Origin of the sequence: Methylobacterium komagatae, assembly GCF_042661665.1 — a bacterium.
Classification (GTDB): Bacteria; Pseudomonadota; Alphaproteobacteria; order Rhizobiales; family Beijerinckiaceae; genus Methylobacterium; species Methylobacterium komagatae.
The window spans coordinates 1439586-1459967 of record NZ_JBHSWN010000001.1 but is presented as its reverse complement, the minus strand read 5'-3'; the positions used below and the strand labels follow the sequence as shown (position 1 = coordinate 1459967).

Here is a 20382-nt window from a genome sequence, read left to right as displayed (position 1 = left end):
CTCACCGCGCCACCTCCCCACCCTCGAGCCCCGGCCCGCGACCGGCGATGCGGCGTTCCAGGCGGTCGAAAGCGAGGTAGATCACCGGGGTGGTGAACAGCGTCAGCACCTGGCTGACGATGAGGCCGCCGGCGATGCAGATGCCGAGCGGCTGGCGCAGTTCCGAGCCGACGCCCGTGCCGAGGATCAACGGCACCGCCGCGAACAGCGCGGCCAGCGTCGTCATCAGGATCGGCCGGAAGCGGAGCAGGCAGGCTTGATAGATCGCCTCGCGCGGCGCCATCCCGTCCTCGCGCTCGGCCTGGAGCGCGAAGTCGATCATCATGATCGCGTTCTTCTTCACGATGCCGATCAGGAGCACGATGCCGATGATCGCGATGATGTCGAGGGACAGCCCGAAAAGCATCAGTCCGAGGAGCGCCCCGATCCCGGCCGAGGGCAGGGTCGAGAGGATGGTGATTGGGTGGATGAAGCTCTCGTAGAGCACGCCCAGCACGATGTAGACGGTCACGATGGCCGCCAGAACGAGGAACAGCTCGTTTCCGAGGGCCGCCTGGAAGGCGAAGACCGAGCCCTGCGGCACGATCCGGAAGGACGGCGGCAGGTCGATCGACGCTTTGGCGGTCTCGATCGCCTCCACCGCCTGCCCCAGGGCCGCGCCGGGGGCGAGGTTGAACGAGACGGTGGTGGCCGGGAACTGGCCCAGATGCGAGATGAGGAGCGGCGCCCGCTTCTCGGTGATCCGCGCCACGGAGGAGAGCGGCACCTGCCCGTTCGCCGCCGTGGAGGACGGCAGGTAGATGCCGTTCAGGCTTTCCAGCGTGGTGTGCAGCGATGGATCGGCTTCGAGGATCACCCGGTACTGGTTCGACTGGGTGAAGATCGTCGAGATGATGCGCTGGCCGAACGCGTCGTAGAGTGCGTTGTCGATCGTCGCGGGGGTGATGCCGTAGCGGCCCGCCGTCGGCCGGTCGATCGTGACGTAGGCCGACAGACCCTTGCCCTGATGGTCGCTCGTCACGTCGGCGACGACGGGCGAGGCGGCGAGCGCGGCGGTGAAGCGTGGCACCCAGGTCTCGAAATCCTCGAGGTTCGGGCTCTCCAGGATCACCTGATACTGCGTCGCCGAGACGGCGGTATCGATGGTCAGGTCCTGGACCGGCTGCATGTAGAGCCGGATGCCGGGCTCGACGGCGGTGGCCGCGTTGATCCGCCGGATGATCTCGCTCGCGGTGGCGCTGCGCTCGTCCCGGGGCTTCAGGTTGATGAGCATCCGCCCGGAATTCAGCGTGACGTTCTGGCCATCGACGCCGATGAAGGACGACAGGCTCGCGACGTCCGGGTCCTTCACGATGATCGCGGCGAGCCGCTGCTGCCGCTCGGCCATGGCCGCGTAGGAGACCGACTGGTCGGCCTGGGTGATGCCCTGGATCACCCCCGTATCCTGCACGGGGAAGAAGCCCTTCGGGATCACCACGAACAGGTAGGCGGTGAGCGCCACCGTCCCGAGGGTGACGATCAGCGTCAGCCCCTGGTGGTTCAGCACCACGTTCAGCGCCCGCCCGTAGGCGTCGATCGTCCCCTCGATGGCGTTGCGGCCCATCCGCGAGAGCGGGCCTTCCCGCCGCCCACCCCGCGCCGATTCCGGGACATGCTTCAGCAGCCGGGCGCAGAGCATCGGGACCAGCGTCAGCGAGACCACCGCCGAGATGACGATGGTCGCCGCAAGCGTGATCGCGAATTCGTGGAACAGGCGGCCGACCACGTCGCCCATGAACAGCAACGGGATCAGCACCGCGATCAGCGACACGGTGAGCGAGATGATGGTGAAGCCGATCTCGCGCGAGCCCTTCAAGGCGGCTTCGAGGGAGAATCCCCGTCCTCGACGTGGCGCGCGATGTTCTCGATCACCACGATGGCGTCGTCCACGACGAAGCCGGTCGCGATGGTGAGCGCCATTAGCGACAGGTTGTCGAGGGAGAACCCGTAGAGGTCCATCACCGACAGGGCGCCGATCAGCGAGAGCGGCACCGACAGGCTCGGGATCAGCGTCGCGGACAGGCTGCGCAGGAACAGGAAGATCACCAGCACCACGAGGGCGATGGCGAGGCCGAGTTCGAACTGCACGTCCTCCACGGAGGCGCGGATCGTCGTGGTGCGGTCGGTGAGCGGGGCCACCGTCACCGCCTGCGGCAGGCTCGCCTGCAATTGAGGGAGCAGCTGCTTGATCTTGTCGACCGTGGCGATGACGTTCGCCCCCGGCTGGCGCTGGATGTTGAGGATGACGGCGGGGGTCTCGTCCGCCCAGGCGCCGAGCTTGGTGTTCTCCGGCGCATCCACCACCTCGGCCACGTCCGACAGCCGGACCGGCGCGCCGTTGCGATAGGCGATGATCGCCGAATCGTAGGCCTTCGGGTCGCGGATCTGGTCGTTGGCGTTGATCGCGTAGGATTGCTTCGGCCCGTCGATCGTCCCCTTCGGCGTGTTGACGTTGAGGTTGGTGATCGTCGTGCGCAGGTCGTCGATGTTGAGGCCGTAGGCCGCGAGCGCCTTGCGTTGAACCGGACCCGCACCGCCGGGCGCTGGCCGCCTGAGATACTGACGAGGCCGACGCCCGCCACCTGACTGATCTTCTGCGCGAGGCGCGTCTCGGACAGGTCGCGCACCTGGGTGAGCGGCAGCGTCTTCGAGGTGAGCGCGAGCGTCAGGATCGGCGCGTCGGCCGGGTTCACCTTGGCGTAGACCGGGGGCGCGGGCAGATCGGCGGGCAGCAGGTTGCCCGCCGCGTTGATCGCCGCCTGGACCTGCTGCTCCGCGATGTCGAGGGGCAAATCGAGGGCGAATTGCAGCGTGATGACCGAGGCGCCCGCCGAGGATTGCGAGGTCATCTGGCTCAAATTGGCCAACTGGCCGAACTGCCGCTCCAGAGGCGCCGTCACCGAGGAGGTCATCACCTCCGGGCTGGCGCCGGGATAGAAGGTCTGGATCTGGATCGTCGGGTAATCGACGGCAGGCAGGGCCGAGACCGGCAGGTTCAGGTACGACACGCCGCCGACGATCAGGATCGCCAGCATCAGCAGCGTGGTCGCGACCGGGCGCAGGATGAAGAGGCGGGAGGGGTTCATGGGCGCGTGCCCTTACTGCCCCTGCTGCCGGTGACGCTTGCGGCCACCTTCGGGGCGCTGGCCCTGCTGCGGGGCTCCCTCGGAGGGGGTCTCCTTGGCCGCGTCGGCGGCGGGGGCCTGCGGGCCGGCGGCCTGGGTCGCCTTGTCCTGTCCGGTGGCGGCCTGCGCGCCTTCCGTCACGCGGACCTTCGCCCCGTCCTTCAGACGGTCGGTGCCGTCGGTGACGACCCGGTCGCCCGGCTTGAGGCCGGAGAGCACCACCGTGCGCGTCCCATCCGTCTCGCCGGTCTTGATTGGCCGGACCACGACCTTGTCGTCGCCGTCCATCAGATAGACGTAGGCGCCGGGGCTGCCCTGGAGGATGCCGCCATTCGGCACCAGGGTCGCGTCGTGCAACGTCTCGACGGTGAGGCGAGCGTTCACGAACTGGTTCGGGAATAGCTCTTCGTCGCCGTTGTCGAACAGGGCGCGCAGCTTCACCGTACCGGTGGTCGTGTCGATCTGGTTGTCGACCGTGTCGAGCTTGCCGGTGGCGATCTCGTGGGAATCGCCCCGGTCGTAGGCCTTCACGGTCAGGCTAGCTCCGGCGCGCACGCGCCGCATCACGCGGGCGACGTCGTCCTCCGGCAAAGTAAACACCACAGAGATCGGGTGAAGCTGCGTTACGACCACGATCGCGGTCGAGGCGGCGGAGATGTAGTTGCCCTGGTCCACCTGCCGCAGACCGACGCGCCCATCCACGGGTGAGGTGATGCGCGTGTAGGCGATGTTGAGCTTCTGCTGATCGACGAGAGCCTGATCGGCGGCGACCGTGCCCTCGTTCTGCTTCACCAGGGCGCCTTGGGTGTCGACGTTCTGCTTCGAGATCGAATCCTGGCGGTTCAGGGTCTGATAGCGCTGCAGGTCGAGCTTCGAGTTCTGGAGCAGCGCCTGATCGCGGGCGAGCTGACCTTGATACTGCGCGAGAAGGGCCTCGTAGGGGCGCGAATCGATCTGCACCAGGGGATCGCCCGCCTTGACCATCTGGCCCTCGCGGAACTTGATCTCCGTGAGGTAGCCGCTGATCTGCGACTTCACCGTCACGGTGGCGAGCGGCGTCACGGTTCCGAGGCCCTGGAGCACGACGGGCATGTCGTCGGTGGTGATGGGGGCGATACCGACCGCCTGGGGCATATCCGAGCCGCCACGCCGTCCGCCATGCCGCCCGCCCGTGGGACCGGCGGCCTGCTCGGCGCCCTTCTGGCTGCGGGCGTCGTACCAGCGGTGCGCCACGGCGCCGAGCCCCGCCAGGATCGCCAGCAGCACGAGCCAGCGGATCGGGCGGAAACGACGGCGCGTGCGGACCGGAGCCTCGCTTGGCCCCGGCTCGTAGGCACGAGCAGTCTCGGTACGGATCGGCGAACTCTCGTTCATTCCCGACTCAAGCACATTGTGGAGGCGTCACCCATCGGCAGATCGCCGCGTCGCCCGGACAGCGATGACAATTCGACTGTAACGGCGCCGCACGAAACCGGTGACGCCCCTCTCAACTAGGCGTCTATTGAGCCTGCTCTAGGGCGACGACGTTTCGGAGGTATTGCTGGCCAGGGCGCCATAGGAACGCAGGACGTCGCGATAAGCCTCATCCACCGGCAGGGGCGCCAGCGACAGCCTGAGAACGAGCCCGAGGCCCACGAAGGCCAGGGCGAGGAGTGCGCACCGCATCATGAAGGGAAAGCCCGCCGCGAGACGCGACCGATAGCCTCCGGATGTGGAAAGGGCCACCGGCTAACAAGCCGATGGCCCTCACACGCGACCCACAGAGTGCACCGCGGGGAGGCGGAGCGAGGGGGCAGAGCCCCGCCTGTGACGGGCATCGCTCGGGCCGCATCACCAACCTATTCCCGGGGTGATGAATGTCAACATTCGTCAGTCGTTCCTGAACGACGACGGACCGGCACAGTGCGGAAACACACATTCGTAGAGCCACGCTGTCCCGTGCTAGAGGCCCGCCATGAATCGGGTCTTCGCAGAACTCCCCACGACGGTCTTCGAGAGGATGTCGCAGCTCGCCCGCGAGCATGGCGCCGTTAATCTCGGCCAGGGCTTCCCGGATGATCCCGGCCCAGAGGATGTGCGCGAGGCCGCCGCCCGCGCGGTGATGGACGGCCCGAATCAATACCCGCCGATGATGGGCCTGCCCGCCCTGCGCGAGGCGATCGCGGTCCATTACGCCCGCCACCAGGGCCTGACCCTCGACCCGGACACGGAGGTGATGGTGACCTCCGGCGCCACGGAAGCCCTGGCCGGGGCGCTTCTGGCTCTGATCGAGCCCGGCGACGAGGTGGTGCTGTTCGCGCCCATGTACGACGCCTACCTGCCCCTGGTGCGCCGGGCGGGCGGGGTGCCGAGGATCGTGAACCTGTTGCCGCCCGCCTTCCGGCTCGACGAAGCCGCCCTTGCGGAGGCCTTCTCGGACCGGACGAAGCTCGTCCTGCTCAACAATCCCCTCAACCCGAGCGCGACCTTGTTCGGGCACGAGGATCTCGCCCTGCTCGCCCGTTTCTGCTGCGCCCACGACGTGATCGCCCTATGCGACGAAGTGTGGGAGCACGTCGTGTTCGACGGCGCCCGCCATCTGCCGCTGATGGCCTTGCCCGGCATGCGCGAGCGGACGGTGAAGATCGGCTCGGCGGGTAAGATCTTTTCGCTGACCGGCTGGAAGGTCGGCTTCGTCACCGCCGATGCACAGTTGATGCGGGTCCTCGCCAAGGCGCACCAGTTCCTGACCTTCACCACGCCGCCCAACCTGCAGGCCGCCGTCGCCCTGGGCCTGGGTAAGGACGATGCGTGGTTCGAAGCGATGCGCGCGGGCTATGCCCGCTCGCGGGACCACCTCGCCGAGGGGTTGAGGCAGCGCGGTTTCACGGTGCTCCCCGCCGCCGCGACGTGGTTCCTCAACATCGACATCGCGCCGCTCGGCCACCACGACGATGTGGCCTTCTGCGAGGCGCTGGTGACCCGGCACGGGGTGGCTGCGATCCCGGTGAGCGCCTTCTACCCGGAGGAGGCGGTGCGCCACATCGTTCGCCTCTGCTTCGCCAAGGCCGATCCGACCCTCGACGCGGCCCTCGACCGCATGTCCGGCCTCGCACGCGTCGCCGCGTAGCCGCACGTCTTGCAAGGAACCGGGGGTGCGGCCACATCCTTTCCATGTCGATGTCGAGCGCACGCATTCCCCCCGGGAACTTCCCTCACAAGGACTTCCCCCATCAGGCCGGGTCTTTCGGCCGCGACGCCTCGTTCAAGGCGCTCGAACTCGGTCGCGAGGCCAGCCTCGCCCGGCTGGAAACCCTGGCGCATCTGATGGACAGTGCCTTCGTCATCCCCGGCATCAACCGGCGGGTGGGATTCGATGCCTTGATCGGCCTCGTGCCCCTCGTCGGCGACGTAGCGGGCATGGTGATCTCGTCCTTCATCGTCTACGAGGCGCGCCGTCTCGGTGCCCCGCGCTGGCTGATCGGCCGGATGGCGCTGAACGTCGCCTTCGACGGCGTGGTCGGCGCGGTGCCTCTGGCGGGTGACATCTTCGACGCCGCCTTCAAGGCGAACCGTCGCAACGTCCGCCTGCTTCGCCGCTGGATGGAGCGCAGCGGCGGCTTGCGTCCGACGGAGATCGACGGCACCGCCACGCGGATTTCCGGCTGAGGCAGCGGGCGCCCGAGCCTTGACAACGGCGCCCGTGGCGGCAAGTCCGCTGGGATGAACGACGCCGTCCCGATGCCCGGCGCTCAGGCGCCCCTCGTCCGCGGGGGCCTCTCGCCCCTCAACCGGCGGCGACTCGCCAACTTCCAGGCAAACCGCCTGGGCTATTGGTCGTTCGTCGTCTTCACGGCACTGTTCGTCCTCAGCCTGTTCGCGGAACTGATCGCCAACGACCGGCCTATCTTCGCCTCCTACAAGGGCGAATGGCTGGTCCCGGTCCTCGTCGATTACCCGGAAGAGAAATTCGGCGGGTTCCTCGCCGTTACGGATTACCGCTCACCCGAGATCCGCAAGGAGATCGCCGAGAATGGCTGGGCGATCTGGCCGCCGATTCCCTATTCCTACGGCACGATCAACGAGAACCTTCCGACCCCCTCGCCGTCCCCGCCGACCTGGATGCTCACCGACGAGCAATGCAAGCCGGTGGCGGAACGGCTCGGCGGGAAGACCTGTGCCGACATCCCCTGGCACTGGCTCGGCACCGACAACACCACCCGCGACGTGCTGGCACGGGTGATCTACGGCTTCCGCATCTCCGTCCTGTTCGGGTTGATCCTCGCTGCCGTCTCGTCGGCGATCGGCGTGCTGGCCGGGGCGGTGCAGGGCTATTTCGGTGGCTGGGTCGACCTGGCCTTTCAACGGTTCATTGAGGTCTGGGGCGGCATCCCGACCCTCTACCTCATCATCATCATCTCGGCCTTCATCGCGCCAGGCTTCTTCGTGCTGCTCGGCATCATGCTGCTCTTTTCGTGGGTGGCGCTGGTGAGCGTGGTGCGCGCCGAATTCCTGCGCGCGCGCAACTTCGAGTATGTTCGTGCGGCGCGGGCGCTCGGCCTGTCGAATGCGCGAATCATGCGCGTCCACCTGCTGCCCAACGCGATGGTGGCGACGCTGACCTTCATGCCGTTCATCCTCAACGGCTCGATCACGACGCTCACCTCCCTCGACTTCCTGGGCTTCGGCCTGCCCCCCGGCTCCCCCTCCCTCGGAGAGTTGCTGGCGCAGGGGAAGGATAATCTGACCGCGCCCTGGCTCGGCCTGACGGGATTCGTCGTCATCGCGGCGATGCTCAGCCTCCTCGTCTTTGCGGGAGAGGCCGTGCGCGATGCGTTCGACCCACGCAAAACATTCGCCTGAGGCCATTCCCCGCCCGCGGAGGCGCAAATTGTCGCAGGCACGCAGCGGCCTGCATGCTCCTTTGCGTGCCTCCAACCCCACCGCGCGGACCCGATGCAACGTTTAGCGCCTAGAACGGCAAAACCGTGCTGGTCGCACTCTGTTTCAGCCGCGCTTAACGGTCTCTTTTCTCTGAAGAAAAATCTTCTCGGATGCGTGATAGGAAAAAGCCTGAACCATTGATGGTTTAATGACGAAAGATCGTGAGTGGAGCATTCCCCGATCATGCGCTGCAAAGGAACGGCGCGTAAACTATCAACGGTTCACAGGTCTCCTGGCCAAATGACCTTGCTTTTTTCGAGGATCCACATAACTCGACGCGGGGGGCCAATTTCCCAAAAATTAAAGAGGGTATCACGGATGTCAGAAACCGCGCCGACATCGCAACTGGACTACATCGAACGTACCGTCGACGTTGTCGCGGCTTATGTCTCCAACAACTCCGTGCCCACGGCAGAAGCTGCCCGCGCTGATCGCCAGCGTGCATGAGGCGCTCAACCGGGTCGCCTCCGGTCCCGTCGCGCAGGCGACCGAGACCGTCGAGAAGCCGACCCCCGCCCAGATTCGCAAGTCGATCCGTCCCGATGGCTTGGTCAGCTTCATCGACGGCAAGTCGTACAAGACGCTGAAGCGGCATCTGACCAAGCATGGCCTCGACCCGCATACCTATCGCGACCGTTACGGCCTGCCCGCCGACTACCCAACGACTTCGGCGAACTACTCCGCCCAGCGTTCCGCCCTGGCGAAAAGCCTCGGCCTCGGCCAGCCCGGCCGCACGGGACAGGGCAGCGAGATCGAGGACGAGGCCGACATCGAGGTTGAGACCGAGGTCGAGGCCGCTCCCGCCCCGCGCGGTCGCCGCAAGTCCACGGGTGCGAAGTCCAGCCGCAAGACGGCCGACGCCGAGTAAGACTTAAGTATACATCGTTCGGCGGCGGGGCGGCGCAACTCTCTCAGGTTGCGCCGCCCCGTTCCGTTTTCAGGCCGCGATCCGTCCGTCCAGGGGGAAGACCTTGGCGGGGTTCAGCATCCAATCGGGGTCGAATACCGCCTTCACCCGCATCTGCTGCTCGAGATCCTCCTGGGCGTACTGGAAGCGCATCAAGTCGCGCTTCTCGATACCGACCCCGTGCTCGCCGGTGAGACAGCCGCCGACCTCAACGCAGAGCTTCAGGATCTCGTCGCCCGCCGCTTCCGCCTTTTGCAACTCGCCGGGGGTGTTGATGTCGAACAGGATCAGCGGGTGCAGGTTGCCGTCGCCCGCGTGGAACACGTTGGCGACCCGCAGGCCGTGGCCCGCGCAGATCGCCTCGATCCGCTCCAGCACCGGCCCGAGTTGCCCGGTGGGGATCGTACCGTCCATGCAGATGTAATCCGAGATGCGGCCCGTGGCGCCGAAGGCGGATTTGCGGCCCTTCCAGATCGCAGCCGACTCGGCTTCCGAACGGGAGACGCGGATGCTGGTCGGGCGGAAATCGGCAGCGATGGCTTCGATGCGCGCCAGCATGGCATCGCACTCGGCCTGCGAGCCCTCGACCTCGATGATCAGCATGGCCTCGGCATCGCGCGGATAGCCGGCCTGAGCGAAATCCTCGGTGATGAGGATGGCGTTGCGGTCCATGTATTCGATGGCCACGGGAATGATGCCCGCCGCGATAATCGCCGCAACGCAATCGCCCGCATCCTCGACCTTCGAGAAGCCGACGAGGACGGGCCGCGCCCCTTCCGCCGCGCGCAGGATGCGCACGGTGGCCTCGGTGACGATACCGAGCTGCCCCTCCGAGCCGCAGACGAGGCCGAGCAGGTCGTAGCCCGCGGAATCGAGATGGTCGCCGCCGAGTTCGACGACGGTGCCGTCGTTCATCACCAGGGTGACGCCCATCAGGTTGTTGGTGGTCACGCCGTATTTCAGGCAATGGGCGCCGCCGGAATTCATGGCGATGTTGCCCGCGATGGTGCAGGCGAGCTGGCTCGACGGATCGGGGGCGTAGAAGAAGCCCTCATGCGTGACCGCGCCGGAGATGGCGAGGTTGGTGATGCCGCTCTGCACCCGCGCCACGCGATCCGCATAATCAATATCGAGGATCTTCGTCATCTTGGCGGTGCCGAGGATGATCGCGTCCCCCTGTGCGATGGCCCCGCCCGCGAGCGAGGTGCCCGCCCCGCGCGGCACGACCCGCACGCCGTTGGCGTGGCAATAGGCCATCACCTTCGAGACCTCCTCGGTGGTGGAGGGCAGCACGACGGCGAGCGGCATCTGGCGATAGGCGGTGAGCCCGTCCGTCTCGAAGGCGCGGCGCTCATCCTCGGAGGTGATCAGCGCCTCAGGGGCGACGAGGGGAGCGAGGCCCGCGACGATCTCGTCGCGGCGGGCCAGGATGGCCTGATCGGGCTCGGGAAAGCGGATGGTCATGTCGGTCCCTCGTTCATGCGAGGTGGTCTGGCGTCGATCCACCATCATGCACCCGCGCCGGGGGGCTCCGCAACGCGATAGCCGGGTCACAATCCGGCCACGGGCGGATCCTAAGCGTCGCAGCCTCCGGGGCGTGAACGCGTAAGGGCGTGAAGGGCCTCGATGCGAAACGGAACGCCATGACGCCCTCGGCTGCGCCCGCCCTCTTCGACGAAGCCTTCGATCCGACTGTCGCCCTCGACGCCGAGGGCGCGCGAACCCTCGGGCTGCGCAGCCTCAACCTCGGCATCAGCGCCCTTCAGGAAGTGACCGCCGCCTTCGACGGGGCCCTCGGCGAGGCGTTCGAGCGCGCGGTGGAGACGATCCTCGGCATCGAAGGCCGGGTCATCGTCAGCGGTATCGGCAAGAGCGGCCATGTCGGGCGCAAGCTCGCGGCGACGCTCGCCTCCACCGGCACCCACGCCTTCTTCGTCCACCCGACCGAGGCGAGCCACGGCGACCTCGGCATGATCGCCCGCGACGACGTGATCCTGGCCCTGTCGTGGTCCGGCGAGACGGCGGAACTCTCCGACCTCGTCGGCTTCTCCCGCCGATACTCGATCCCGCTCATCGCGGTGACGCGCAACGCCGCGAGCACGCTCGGCAAGGCCGCCGACGTGGTGCTGGAACTGCCGCGTGTGCGCGAATCCTGCCCGCACGACCTTGCCCCGACCTCGTCTAGCCTGATTCAGCTGGCGCTGGGTGACGCCCTGGCGGTGACGCTGCTGGAGCGGCGCGGATTCACCTCGGCGCGCTTCCACACGCTCCATCCGGGCGGAACGCTGGCCGCGCGGCTGAAGACGGTGCAGCACCTGATGCATGGCGGCTCCGAGATGCCGCTCGTGCACGAAGACGCGCTGATGTCCGAGGTGCTGATCGAGATGGCCGCCCGCCGCTACGGCTGCGTCGGAGTCACCGGACCGGACGGACGCCTCGTCGGCATCGTCACGGATGGCGACCTTCGCCGCCACATGGGCCCGTCGATCCTCGCTACGCCCGTGCACAAGGTGATGACCCGCGACCCCATCACCCTGGAGCCGCACAAGCTGGCCCACGCGGCCCTCGAACTGATGAACCGCCGCCTGATCACGGCCGTCTTCGCCGTGGCCGACGGCAGGCCGGTCGGCATCCTGCACGTCCACGACCTGCTCCGCGCCGGGATCGCCTGACCGAAACGGAAGGCGCGGTATCGCTCAGAGCCGCGCCAGCAACTCGGCCTTCTTGGCCTGGAATTCCTGCGCCGTGAGCACGCCGCGGGCGTGCAGATCGGCGAGGCGTTCGATCGTCGACAGGACATCGCCCGAGCCCTGCGACGGCGCAGGGGATGCAGGGGGCGCGAGGGGTGATTGCGGCTGAACCTGTGGCTGTGGTTCGGCCCGGGGCGCAGACTGGGCCGGATCGACCCGCCTCAGGGCATTCAAGGCCACCGCGCCCGCCGAGCCGGTGAAGCTCAAGGCACCGTTGGATTGCGACACGCCCGTGATGTCGTGGCCATCCGTATCGTAGACGACCGTTCCCGACGGCTCCTCGACCGCCAGACGGCGGCTTTGGGGGAAATAGGCGTAGCGCATCCCGTTCTGCGATCCCGTTGCGGAGGGGCGCCCGAGATCGTCCGGCCACCACACGCCGGATGGGGTCGCGCCGGAGGCGAAACCCTCGGCCGGGAGGGTCGAGGCGAGTTCGGCGCAGAGCGAGGCAACCTTGGCCCGCAACCCATCATCGAACATGCGGCCGACCATGGTCATGCCGCCCGCGCTCCACTGGCCCATGCCCCCGAGATCCGGATGGTCGAACTGCGCCATCCGTCCGTGCCCACGCTCCAGCGCCTGTACGAGATGGCGCACCGCATCCAGGCTCACCCCATGGCGATCCGCGACGGTCTGCAGGCCGGAGGCGTGGTCGAACCCGCCTCCGTCGAGAAAGTCCGAACCGGGCCCGTCCATCCGCATCATGGCATCGTCCAGAAAAATCTTGAGCAGTGAGAAGACCGACACGGGCACGAACCCGGACCGTGACGCCTCAGCCCGGAAACGGGCCGGCGACCACGAAGTCGGTGATCGGACGGCGACCGTTCGGTGCCTCGCGCGGACGCTGCTCCTCGGTGAGGTCGGCGGGCGCCTTCTTGCGGCCGACTGCGAAGGCCGCCTCGATGCGGTGATGCTCGGGCAGGCGCAGCACCTCCGGCGCGCGGGCATGGTCGAACCCGGTCATGCCGTGGGCGTGCCAGCCCTGGCGAATCGCCTGCAACTGGAAGGCGAGCGACGCCGCCCCGGTATCGAAGGAATGGCTGTAGGACGGCTTCAACTCGTCGCCGACCTTCATGCGCGCGTTGGAGACGAGAAACAGAATTGCCCCCGTATCGGCCACCCATTTCTGGTTGCCGGGCACGAGGAGATCGAAGAACGTCTGCCAGTGAGCGTCGTCGCGAAGCGCGTAGAGGAAACGCCAGGGCTGCGAATTATAGCCCGAAGGCGACCAGCGCGCCGCCTCGATCATCCGCATCAGCTCGGATTCCGGCACCGCCTCTCCGGTGAAGGCCCGGGGCGAGTGCCGCTCGATGAAGAGGGGGTCGATCGCGTGGTCGGGCTGGCGGGGCTCGGTCAAGGTGGGCATCTCCGGTGTGGTGGCCGATCATGCCCGAGGCGAACCCCGCGATGCAATCGCTGCAGTGCGATCAGCGGATCCGGCCGGGGCGGGCGGGCTCGAACACGATGCGGCGATGGAAGGCGCACCAGCTCTTGCCATCCTGCACAGGCGCGCCGCAGCAGATCGCCTGATCGCTCGGCTCGCCGATGATGTACTTGCACACAAAGGCGCCCGACTGGGCGAAGGGCACGCGCAGTTCCGCGGACGGCTCCTGAATGTTCTCGGCTTCCCCGATCTGCGACATGCGGACGAGTTGGTTCATCGGTCGTGTCCTGAACGGCGACCGCTTGGCCGCCCCTGTGTCTTGCGGTGCTGGAACGCCCTGCCGCTGTGCGGGGCAGCCCGGCCGTAAACGGCAGCGTGATGCTCCTGCCCCCGCGTGGAGCCGGTTCGCGACCGGCGCAGAGCTGTCATGGTAGTGTCGTAGCTGGGGTCCAGCGCCTTGAAAACAAGGGCGTCCTGCGTTGCACGCAATTGACCACAGTGGCGGATGCGTAGCTCGCGGGCGCCGCATGACGGATCGCCCGGTTCGCGCGCCCTGACGCGGCCCCCGGGGTGCATCAAGCGCCGCCCTGTGGTTTGCTCGGGCGAACTTCGGAGACGAGAGCCACCATGACGCACCAGCCCCTCGTGACGCCGGCTTGGCTGTACGAGCGTCTTTCCGCGCCGGACATCGTCGTGCTCGACGCCTCATGGTACCTGCCCGCCGCCGGCCGCGACCCGGAGGCGGAATACCGGGAGGCCCATATCCCCGGCGCGATCCGCTTCGACCTCGACGCGATGAGCGACACCGAATCGAGCCTGCCGCACATGATGCCCCGGCCCGAGGTCTTCGCCTCCCGGATGCGGGCGCTCGGCATCGGCGATGGACAGCAGGTGGTGATCTACGACGGGATGGGCCTGTTCTCGGCGCCGCGCGTCTGGTGGATGCTGAAGACCTTCGGCATGCGCGATGCTCTGGTCCTCGACGGCGGCCTCCCTGCCTGGATCGCAGCCGGATATCCGACCGAGGAGGGTGAGGCCCAGCCGCGCGAGCGCCGCCACTTTACCGCGCGCCTCGACAACGGCGCGGTGGCCGATGCGGGCGACATCGCCCGTGCCCTCGAAACCGGCTCGGCCCAGGTGGTCGATGCCCGCTCCGCGCCCCGGTTCCGAGGCGAAGAGGCGGAGCCGCGCCCCGGCGTCCGCCCCGGCCACATGCCGGGGGCGAAGAACCTCCACTACGCCTCGCTCCAACGCGAGGGCCGCATGAAGAGCCCGGAGGAACTGGCCGAAGTCTTCACCGCGGCGGGTGTCGATCCGCGCCGCCCGGTGCTCACCACCTGCGGCTCGGGCGTGACCGCGGCGATCATCAGCCTCGCCCTGGAGACGATGGGCCACCCGGCCCGCGGCCTCTACGACGGCTCGTGGTCCGAATGGGGCGCCGATCCGCAGCGCCCCGTCGAGAAGGGCTGAGCCCGCCTCAAGCCGTCCGCACCGCCCGGCGCTTGTCGGCAGCGACCCACTGCATCAGCGCCACCATCACCGCGATGGTGGCGACGTAGACGGCGAGCTGCAGGGCGGTCGGACGGTCGGTGTAGCCGACGAGGGCATGCAGCACGCGGCCGGTCCAGGAATTCTCGGCGATCAGGGCCGAGCTGTTCCACACGGTGCGTCCGAGAACCTCGATCACGCCCGCATTCGCGAGGAACTGCGCCGCCTGCGAGGCGAGGCCCGCCGCGAGGAAGGTGATGAGCACACTCGTGACCGTGAAGACGTAGCGGGCGGGGATCGAGGCCAAGCCGAGATAGCTCACCGCCGACAGGACAATTCCCGCGCCGACACCGGCCAGCGCGCCGAACTGGATGTCGGCCCCCGAGGTGCCCGAGGCCACGAGCCCGTAGAGGAACAGCACCAGTTCCGCGCCCTCGCGCAGGATCGCCGCGCCGACCACGATCGAGAGCGCCGCAGCCTCCCGCTGGCCACTGCGCACCGCCTCACCGGCGGCCTTCAGCTCGCCCGCCATCTCGCGGCCGTGCTTGCTCATCCAGGTGTTGTGCCAGATCAGCAGCATGACCGCGACGATCAGCACCGCCGCGTTGAGGATATCCTGCCCGCTGCCCTCGAAGGCGTCGGAAATCCTCTCGGCAAACAGCGCGACCAGAGCCGCGCCGCCGAGCCCGCCCGCCACGCCGAGCAACACCCAGCGCATCCGGCCGGGAATGCCCCGCGTCGCGGCGAGCACGATGGAGATGATGAGGCCCGCCTCGATGACCTCGCGGAAGGCGATGACGAAGGCACCGATCATGATGCGATGTCCATGCTTGGCGCGGAACCCGCGCTACCAGATCCAGAAGAGCAGCACCCAGTTGGCCACCGAGACCGTGGCGGCCCCGGCGATGCAGGAAGCCGCCACCGCGCGGCGCAGACCGCCCGCCGAGAGCCCCGCGACCCGCCACGCGAGCCACGTGCTCCACAGGGCCGCCCCGGCGAGCAACGTGGCGCGGATCTCGGCCACGTAGGGCACGACGATCCCGTCCCCGCGCAAGAACGTGACGGTGAGTGCCGAGAGGCCGAGGAAGACGCCGCAGCCCGCGATCGGGATCAGCGTCTGGGTGAGATGGTGGAAGCGCCTCAGGGAGAACGGCCCGAGGGCGCGCGAGGCCAGGGCGACGAGGGCGGCGAGGCCCAGGCCGAGCACTACGGTCGCCGCGCCGATATAGACGAGCAGGACCGCCCCATCGAGGAGCGTCATCACGTCGTTGCGATCAGGATAATTGGTCAGCACGAACCAGGGGGCGGAGGCTTCGAGCGGCCATGTCATGCCGTGCTCGATCAGCCACGTCGCCGCCACCTGCTTCATGTCGAGGAACCAGGGGCTCGACGACCATTGGAAGGCGCCGACCGCCAGACCCAGCATGCCGAACAGGATCAAGCTGGTCTGCTCCCAAGACGGCTCGTCGCCCGCCACGTGGACGATCTCGCGGTTGGGCGAGCGCAGGGCGAGGCGCACCGCGCCCCGGTGACTGGAGCAGCGCCCGCACATGTGGCAGGCGCCCGCCCCGCGCATGGTCTTCACCGGCACGAGGGGAGCGCAATTGAAGCTCTCCGCGCCCCGCGCGGGCTTCGGCGACGCCGCCCAGGCGGCGCGATCGACCTGGAAGCTCAGGGGGGCGAGCTTCGACAGCACCGCGAACACCCCGTTCACCGGGCAAAGATAGCGGCACCAGACCCGCTTGTTGCGGCCATAGAGCAGGCCGACCACGATCGCCGCGAGGGTCGAGCCGCCGAGCACCGCGAGCGCGGGCTTCGGATAGCCGTAGACGCTCGTCATCTGGCCGTAGACCGTGGTGCCCGCGAAGGCGATGAACGGCCAACCGCTCCACGTGATCCAGCGGGGCACCGCATAACCGCGGCTCCACCGGCTCGCGACTTCCGAGAGCGCGCCTTCAGGGCAGAACACCCCGCACCAGACCCGGCCAACGAGCACCATGCTCACCAGCACGAACGGCCACCAGATGCCCCAGAACGCGAATTGCGCGGCGAGCGTCAGGTTGGTCCAGATGTGCTGGGCGTTGTCGGGCAGGGGCAGGAAGGCGGGTACCGCCACCAGCAGGATGTAGACCGCCACCACGATCCACTGCACCGCGCGGATGGAACCCGCATGGGCGCGCAGCCAGTCCCCAAGCCGCGCGAGCCCGGCATCGAGCGCGCGAGTCCGGACCGGCGCCGGAACGCCCGGGGCCAGCGAGACGTCGCCGGCTATCGATCCGCCCGCTCTTACACTCACTTGGCCACCAGCTTGGCCTTCGCCTCCGGATGGAAATCGTCGAATACGTCGTAGCTGCCCGCATCGAGCGTGCGGAACACGATCGAGGAGGTCGAACCGGCAGCGAGTGCCTTCTCGCGCTTCAGTTCGAGGCTCTCGAACTCCACAGGCGATTGCCCAGTATTCGAGATCTCCAGCTTGAAGCGCGTATTGGCGGGTACCTCAATGATCGCGGGCAGGATGACCCCGTCGCGCATCTCGACCTTGATGACCGGCATATCCTCGGCGCGAGCGGTCGCGCCTGCGCACAGCAGGAGAAGGGCGGAGACGGCGAGGCGCGCGATCACGGGAGCGTTCATCCTGTCAGTAGGAGCCCTTCTTGCCGGTGCCGGCGAAGGTGAAGTCCTGGGTCATCTCGAAGGCGTCGAACCACGGGCCGATCCCCGTCTCCTTGTCGACGTGACGCCCGAAATGACTGTTCTTGCCGGGCGGGGCCACGAAGACGGTGAGGCGGTAGCGACCCGGCCCGAACAGCTTGACGTTGTCGCCGTAATGGGGGCCGTCATTGGCCACCATCGGCATCAGCATGCCCTCGACCTTCTGATCGGTCGGCTTGTCGCCATCGAGCTTCACCAGCTTGAAGCGTACGTCGAGGGCGGGCACGAAATCGCCCTCTGCGAAGCCGTTGCGATTATCCTTGGCGGCGCGGATATCGGTTTCGAGGTGGATGTCGGATTGCGCGGCGGCGCGCATCATGTCCGGCGGGTCCATCTCGATGGGCTGAAGATAGACGGCGGCGACCTCAAGCCCGTTCTTGGTCAGGTGAGGGCCGATCGGCACTTCCTTCGCGCTCGCCGTGGCGACGGCGATCAGCAGGGACGAGGCCACCAGAGGGAGGCGGAGTCGGGCGAGGCGGAAGGGGGCGATGGCGCGCATGGTTGCGCCACATAAGCCCGTCCGGCCAAAGTTCAAAGTCCCTCCGCCGTACAATCAAATCATAATAGTTCCAAAGAACACCATCTCCGGAAGTCGTCATCCGCGGCATCAGAGAAGTGTGCAAGTTTTCGCATCTATCCTCAACGTGAAGAGCACTCGCCGCATGGCTGTGGCATGCCGTCGCCGGATTCAGGCACGAGATCCTGTCCCCAGGGATCAACACGGGCGTGTCACCCGGGTGTCGTCATGAAGCGATGATGGTCCATGATGAGCGAGGCCGACGGAGCAGGGAAAGGCAGCCCATGCGCCTTGCCCTTTCCCAAAGGCATCGCTAAGCATCATCTTTATAGCAAGTGCTATATCAGGGCGTTGGCGAGGACGACGGGATGAGCAGGAAGGGGGCGGACGCACTCCGGACGCACGCGACGGCGGGCTCCGCCGCTCGCGGCACGGGCCTGCGCCGTCTCATCGCTGGCGTTGCCGTCGCGGGCTCCGCGTGGCCCGGCGCCGCCATGGCAGCCGATCCTGCCCGGGCGCCCACCGCGGCGGCTCCCCCTTACACCGACTGGTCGGGCCCGTATCTCGGCCTGGAGGGCAGCGCCAGCGGCTCCTACGGCGCCTATAATTTCGGGCCGTCGACGGTCGGCGGTCGCGGAGTGCCGGCCTTCAAGTCGGGCGATTCCACCGGCCGCAGCGACCGGGCGCGCGAGGCCACCACGGCGCTGGGCGGCGCCTATGCGGGCTGGAACTGGCAGAACGGCCCGTGGCTCTACGGCATCGAAGCCGCCATCGATGCGGCCAACCTCAAGCGCCCGGTGCCATCGACCATCGCCGGGTTCGGCTACGAGGCGATCGACCCTGCCTTCGACATCATCCGCGCCAAGACGGATGTGTACGGCACCCTGCGCGGGCGGCTCGGCTACAGCTTCGACCGCTACCTCGTCTACGCCACTTTCGGCCTCGCGGGGGCCAATGCGCGGCTGATCGCGAATTATCCGGATCTCGGCACCGGCGGGCTCAACACCGCCCGGCGGGACTTGAGCTTCCTCGGCTTCACCCTCGGCGCGGGGGTGCAATACGCGATCTCCGAGACCCTCGCCCTGGGGCTCGATTACCGCTACGTCGATCTCGGCGAGAGCCCGCGCTTCGCGCTCGGCAGCGTGCCGGGCCTCGGGCCGGTCTCGAGCCGCGCGAGCTTCACCTCGAACCAGATGTTCCTGCGGCTCATGTGGTTTCCGGGCGGCCTGAAACTGGCCCCGGACCTCGACGAGACCGCGCCTCACGATCCCGACACGGCCACCTCCGACAGGTTCTCCCTGCATGGGCAGACCACCCTGATCGCCCAAGGGGTGCCGGGTTTCCGCTCGCCCTATCTCGGCGATCAGAGCCTTGTGCCGCATCAGGCACGCCAGACCACGACGGCGACGATCTTCCTCGGGCTGAAGCTCGCGGAGGGTACGGGCTCTACTACAACCCGGAGTTCAGCCAGGGCTTCGGCCTGTCGCGGACGCTCGGCGTCGCGGGCTTCGTCAACGGCGAGGCGCAGAAGGCGGGCGCGCCGTTCCCGAAGCTGCGCTCCAACCGCTACTACATCAAGCAGACGATCGGTCTCGGCGGCGAGACCGTGGACGTGCCGGACGGGCCGAACCAGGTCGCCACCCGCTACGATGCGGAGCGCATCACCCTGATCGCGGGCAAGTTCGCGCTGGGCGACTTCTTCGACGGCAACGTCTACGCCCACGACCCGCGGGTGGATTTCTTCAACTGGTCGCTGTGGGGCGCCTCGGCCTGGGATTTCCCGGCCAACCTTCCCGGCTTCACGCAGGGCGTCTACGCCGAATACAACCGGCCGGAATTTGCCGTCCGTGCCGCCTACACGCAGGTGCCCAAGCAGCCGTCGAGCGATGTCCTCGATCCTCGCGTGTTCGAGCGCGCCGGGCTCAACATCGAATTCGAGGAGCGCCACGTGCTTCCGATCCTCGACCAGCCGGGCAAGGTCCGCATCGGCCTGTTCTCGAATGTCGGCAACTCGGCCAATTACCGCGACATCGTCACGCTCACGCAGTTGGGTGCATTCGGCGACATCAACGATGCGGCGACGCTGACACGCCGTCCGCGCCGCAAGAGCGGTGGCTACGTCAACCTCGAACAGGCTTTGACGCCGGAGCTCGGCCTGTTCGCCCGCGCCAGCATCGGCGACGGGCGAACCGAGAACATCTCCTTCACCGATATCGATCAAAGCTTTTCGGGCGGCCTCTCCCTGAAGGGCAAGGCCTGGGACCGGCCGGACGACACGGTGGGCCTCGGCGCGGCGATGAACGGCCTCACGCCCTCGCACCGCGCGGCCTTCGCCAACGGCTATTTCGGCCTGCTGATCGGCGACGGCCAACTCCGCTACGGCACCGAGCGCGTGCTCGAGAGCTATTACGCCCTGAACCTCACGAAGTTCGTGACGCTGACCTTCGATTATCAGTTCGTGACTAACCCCGGTTACAACCGTGATCGAGGGCCGGCGCATTTCTTCGCATCGCGGCTCCACGCGGATTTTTGAGGAC

15 protein-coding genes and 3 pseudogenes are annotated in these 20382 nt (G+C 67.6%); 7 read left to right on the top strand and 11 right to left on the bottom strand.

Going from position 1 to position 20382, the window contains the following annotated elements:
- Position 1: 1 nt before the first annotated feature.
- The 3 genes and pseudogenes from ACFQE0_RS07055 to ACFQE0_RS07045 form a co-directional block, all read right to left on the bottom strand.
- Positions 2–3125 (bottom strand): annotated as a pseudogene (locus tag ACFQE0_RS07055) (MdtB/MuxB family multidrug efflux RND transporter permease subunit).
- A 12-nt stretch (positions 3126–3137) separates the two neighbouring features.
- Positions 3138–4538, bottom strand: a complete 1401-nt coding sequence (locus ACFQE0_RS07050) for an MdtA/MuxA family multidrug efflux RND transporter periplasmic adaptor subunit (protein WP_378968328.1) — start codon at positions 4536–4538, stop codon at positions 3138–3140.
- A 138-nt stretch (positions 4539–4676) separates the two neighbouring features.
- A complete protein-coding gene (locus ACFQE0_RS07045) occupies positions 4677–4889 on the bottom strand; it encodes a hypothetical protein (RefSeq protein WP_378968326.1) in 213 nt (70 codons plus the stop codon).
- A 229-nt stretch (positions 4890–5118) separates the two neighbouring features.
- Between ACFQE0_RS07045 and ACFQE0_RS07040 the strand changes: the two genes are divergently transcribed.
- The 4 genes and pseudogenes from ACFQE0_RS07040 (at position 5119) to ACFQE0_RS07025 (ending at position 8955) form a co-directional block, all read left to right on the top strand.
- Positions 5119–6273 carry an aminotransferase gene (locus ACFQE0_RS07040; RefSeq protein WP_378968324.1) on the top strand — a complete coding sequence of 385 codons (1155 nt, stop codon included), beginning with the start codon at positions 5119–5121 and terminating at the stop codon, positions 6271–6273.
- 50 nt (positions 6274–6323) lie between these two features.
- Positions 6324–6812, top strand: a complete 489-nt coding sequence (locus ACFQE0_RS07035) for a DUF4112 domain-containing protein (protein WP_378975343.1) — start codon at positions 6324–6326, stop codon at positions 6810–6812.
- Positions 6813–6866: 54 nt separating this feature from the next.
- Positions 6867–8006: an ABC transporter permease gene (locus ACFQE0_RS07030; protein WP_378968322.1), complete on the top strand. Its 1140-nt coding sequence runs from the start codon at positions 6867–6869 to the stop codon at positions 8004–8006.
- 399 nt (positions 8007–8405) lie between these two features.
- Positions 8406–8955 (top strand): annotated as a pseudogene (locus ACFQE0_RS07025) (Ros/MucR family transcriptional regulator).
- 69 nt (positions 8956–9024) lie between these two features.
- Here the strand turns inward: ACFQE0_RS07025 and ACFQE0_RS07020 are convergent.
- Positions 9025–10458 (bottom strand): FAD-linked oxidase C-terminal domain-containing protein, encoded by a 1434-nt coding sequence (locus tag ACFQE0_RS07020; protein ID WP_378968320.1) that lies wholly within the window; start codon positions 10456–10458, stop codon positions 9025–9027.
- Positions 10459–10637: 179 nt separating this feature from the next.
- On the opposite strand from ACFQE0_RS07020, the gene ACFQE0_RS07015 reads away from it, so the two are divergent.
- Positions 10638–11666 carry a KpsF/GutQ family sugar-phosphate isomerase gene (locus ACFQE0_RS07015; RefSeq protein ID WP_378968318.1) on the top strand — a complete coding sequence of 343 codons (1029 nt, stop codon included), beginning with the start codon at positions 10638–10640 and terminating at the stop codon, positions 11664–11666.
- Positions 11667–11690: 24 nt separating this feature from the next.
- Here the strand turns inward: ACFQE0_RS07015 and ACFQE0_RS07010 are convergent, their stop codons facing one another.
- From ACFQE0_RS07010 to ACFQE0_RS07000, 3 genes are all read right to left on the bottom strand, one after another.
- A complete protein-coding gene (locus ACFQE0_RS07010; RefSeq protein ID WP_378975341.1) occupies positions 11691–12449 on the bottom strand; it encodes an SHOCT domain-containing protein in 759 nt (252 codons plus the stop codon).
- A gap of 67 nt (positions 12450–12516) precedes the next feature.
- Complete coding sequence (locus ACFQE0_RS07005) at positions 12517–13110, bottom strand: nitroreductase family protein (protein WP_378968316.1); 594 nt, start codon at positions 13108–13110, stop codon at positions 12517–12519.
- A 61-nt stretch (positions 13111–13171) separates the two neighbouring features.
- Positions 13172–13657, bottom strand: coding sequence for a GcrA family cell cycle regulator (locus ACFQE0_RS07000; RefSeq protein WP_378968314.1), 486 nt, complete (start codon positions 13655–13657; stop codon positions 13172–13174).
- A gap of 98 nt (positions 13658–13755) precedes the next feature.
- Between ACFQE0_RS07000 and sseA the strand changes: the two genes are divergently transcribed.
- Positions 13756–14598, top strand: coding sequence for a 3-mercaptopyruvate sulfurtransferase (gene sseA / locus ACFQE0_RS06995; protein WP_378968312.1), 843 nt, complete (start codon positions 13756–13758; stop codon positions 14596–14598).
- A 7-nt stretch (positions 14599–14605) separates the two neighbouring features.
- Here sseA and ACFQE0_RS06990 read toward each other — a convergent pair whose 3' ends face one another.
- Genes ACFQE0_RS06990 through ACFQE0_RS06975 form a run of 4 tightly spaced genes read right to left on the bottom strand, consistent with a single transcriptional unit; the run spans position 14606 to position 17827 of the window.
- The gene (locus ACFQE0_RS06990; protein ID WP_378968310.1) at positions 14606–15430 is read right to left on the bottom strand and encodes an FTR1 family iron permease; all 825 of its coding nucleotides are present in this window, start codon (positions 15428–15430) and stop codon (positions 14606–14608) included.
- 33 nt (positions 15431–15463) lie between these two features.
- Complete coding sequence (locus tag ACFQE0_RS06985; protein ID WP_378975339.1) at positions 15464–16870, bottom strand: 4Fe-4S binding protein; 1407 nt, start codon at positions 16868–16870, stop codon at positions 15464–15466.
- A 38-nt stretch (positions 16871–16908) separates the two neighbouring features.
- Entirely contained in the window at positions 16909–17250 is a 342-nt protein-coding gene (locus ACFQE0_RS06980) for a cupredoxin domain-containing protein (RefSeq protein ID WP_378968308.1), read from the bottom strand.
- Positions 17251–17254: 4 nt separating this feature from the next.
- Entirely contained in the window at positions 17255–17827 is a 573-nt protein-coding gene (locus tag ACFQE0_RS06975) for an iron transporter (protein WP_378968306.1), read from the bottom strand.
- A 512-nt stretch (positions 17828–18339) separates the two neighbouring features.
- Here ACFQE0_RS06975 and ACFQE0_RS06970 point away from each other — a divergent pair.
- Positions 18340–20378 (top strand): annotated as a pseudogene (locus tag ACFQE0_RS06970) (carbohydrate porin).
- Positions 20379–20382: the final 4 nt, after the last annotated feature.

What these genes read in the sequence shown, in the direction of transcription:
- ACFQE0_RS07050 (WP_378968328.1), bottom strand. Translation starts at nt 4,538, where the DNA reads ATGAACGAGAGTTCGCCGATCCGTACCGAGACTGCTCGTGCCTACGAG.
- ACFQE0_RS07040 (WP_378968324.1), top strand. Translation starts at nt 5,119, where the DNA reads ATGAATCGGGTCTTCGCAGAACTCCCCACGACGGTCTTCGAGAGGATG.
- ACFQE0_RS07035 (WP_378975343.1), top strand. Translation starts at nt 6,324, where the DNA reads ATGTCGAGCGCACGCATTCCCCCCGGGAACTTCCCTCACAAGGACTTC.
- ACFQE0_RS07030 (WP_378968322.1), top strand. Translation starts at nt 6,867, where the DNA reads ATGAACGACGCCGTCCCGATGCCCGGCGCTCAGGCGCCCCTCGTCCGC.
- ACFQE0_RS07020 (WP_378968320.1), bottom strand. Translation starts at nt 10,458, where the DNA reads ATGACCATCCGCTTTCCCGAGCCCGATCAGGCCATCCTGGCCCGCCGC.
- ACFQE0_RS07015 (WP_378968318.1), top strand. Translation starts at nt 10,638, where the DNA reads ATGACGCCCTCGGCTGCGCCCGCCCTCTTCGACGAAGCCTTCGATCCG.
- ACFQE0_RS07010 (WP_378975341.1), bottom strand. Translation starts at nt 12,449, where the DNA reads ATGATGCGGATGGACGGGCCCGGTTCGGACTTTCTCGACGGAGGCGGG.
- ACFQE0_RS07005 (WP_378968316.1), bottom strand. Translation starts at nt 13,110, where the DNA reads ATGCCCACCTTGACCGAGCCCCGCCAGCCCGACCACGCGATCGACCCC.
- ACFQE0_RS07000 (WP_378968314.1), bottom strand. Translation starts at nt 13,657, where the DNA reads ATGCGGCGCCCGCGAGCTACGCATCCGCCACTGTGGTCAATTGCGTGC.
- sseA (WP_378968312.1), top strand. Translation starts at nt 13,756, where the DNA reads ATGACGCACCAGCCCCTCGTGACGCCGGCTTGGCTGTACGAGCGTCTT.
- ACFQE0_RS06990 (WP_378968310.1), bottom strand. Translation starts at nt 15,430, where the DNA reads ATGATCGGTGCCTTCGTCATCGCCTTCCGCGAGGTCATCGAGGCGGGC.
- ACFQE0_RS06980 (WP_378968308.1), bottom strand. Translation starts at nt 17,250, where the DNA reads ATGAACGCTCCCGTGATCGCGCGCCTCGCCGTCTCCGCCCTTCTCCTG.
- ACFQE0_RS06975 (WP_378968306.1), bottom strand. Translation starts at nt 17,827, where the DNA reads ATGCGCGCCATCGCCCCCTTCCGCCTCGCCCGACTCCGCCTCCCTCTG.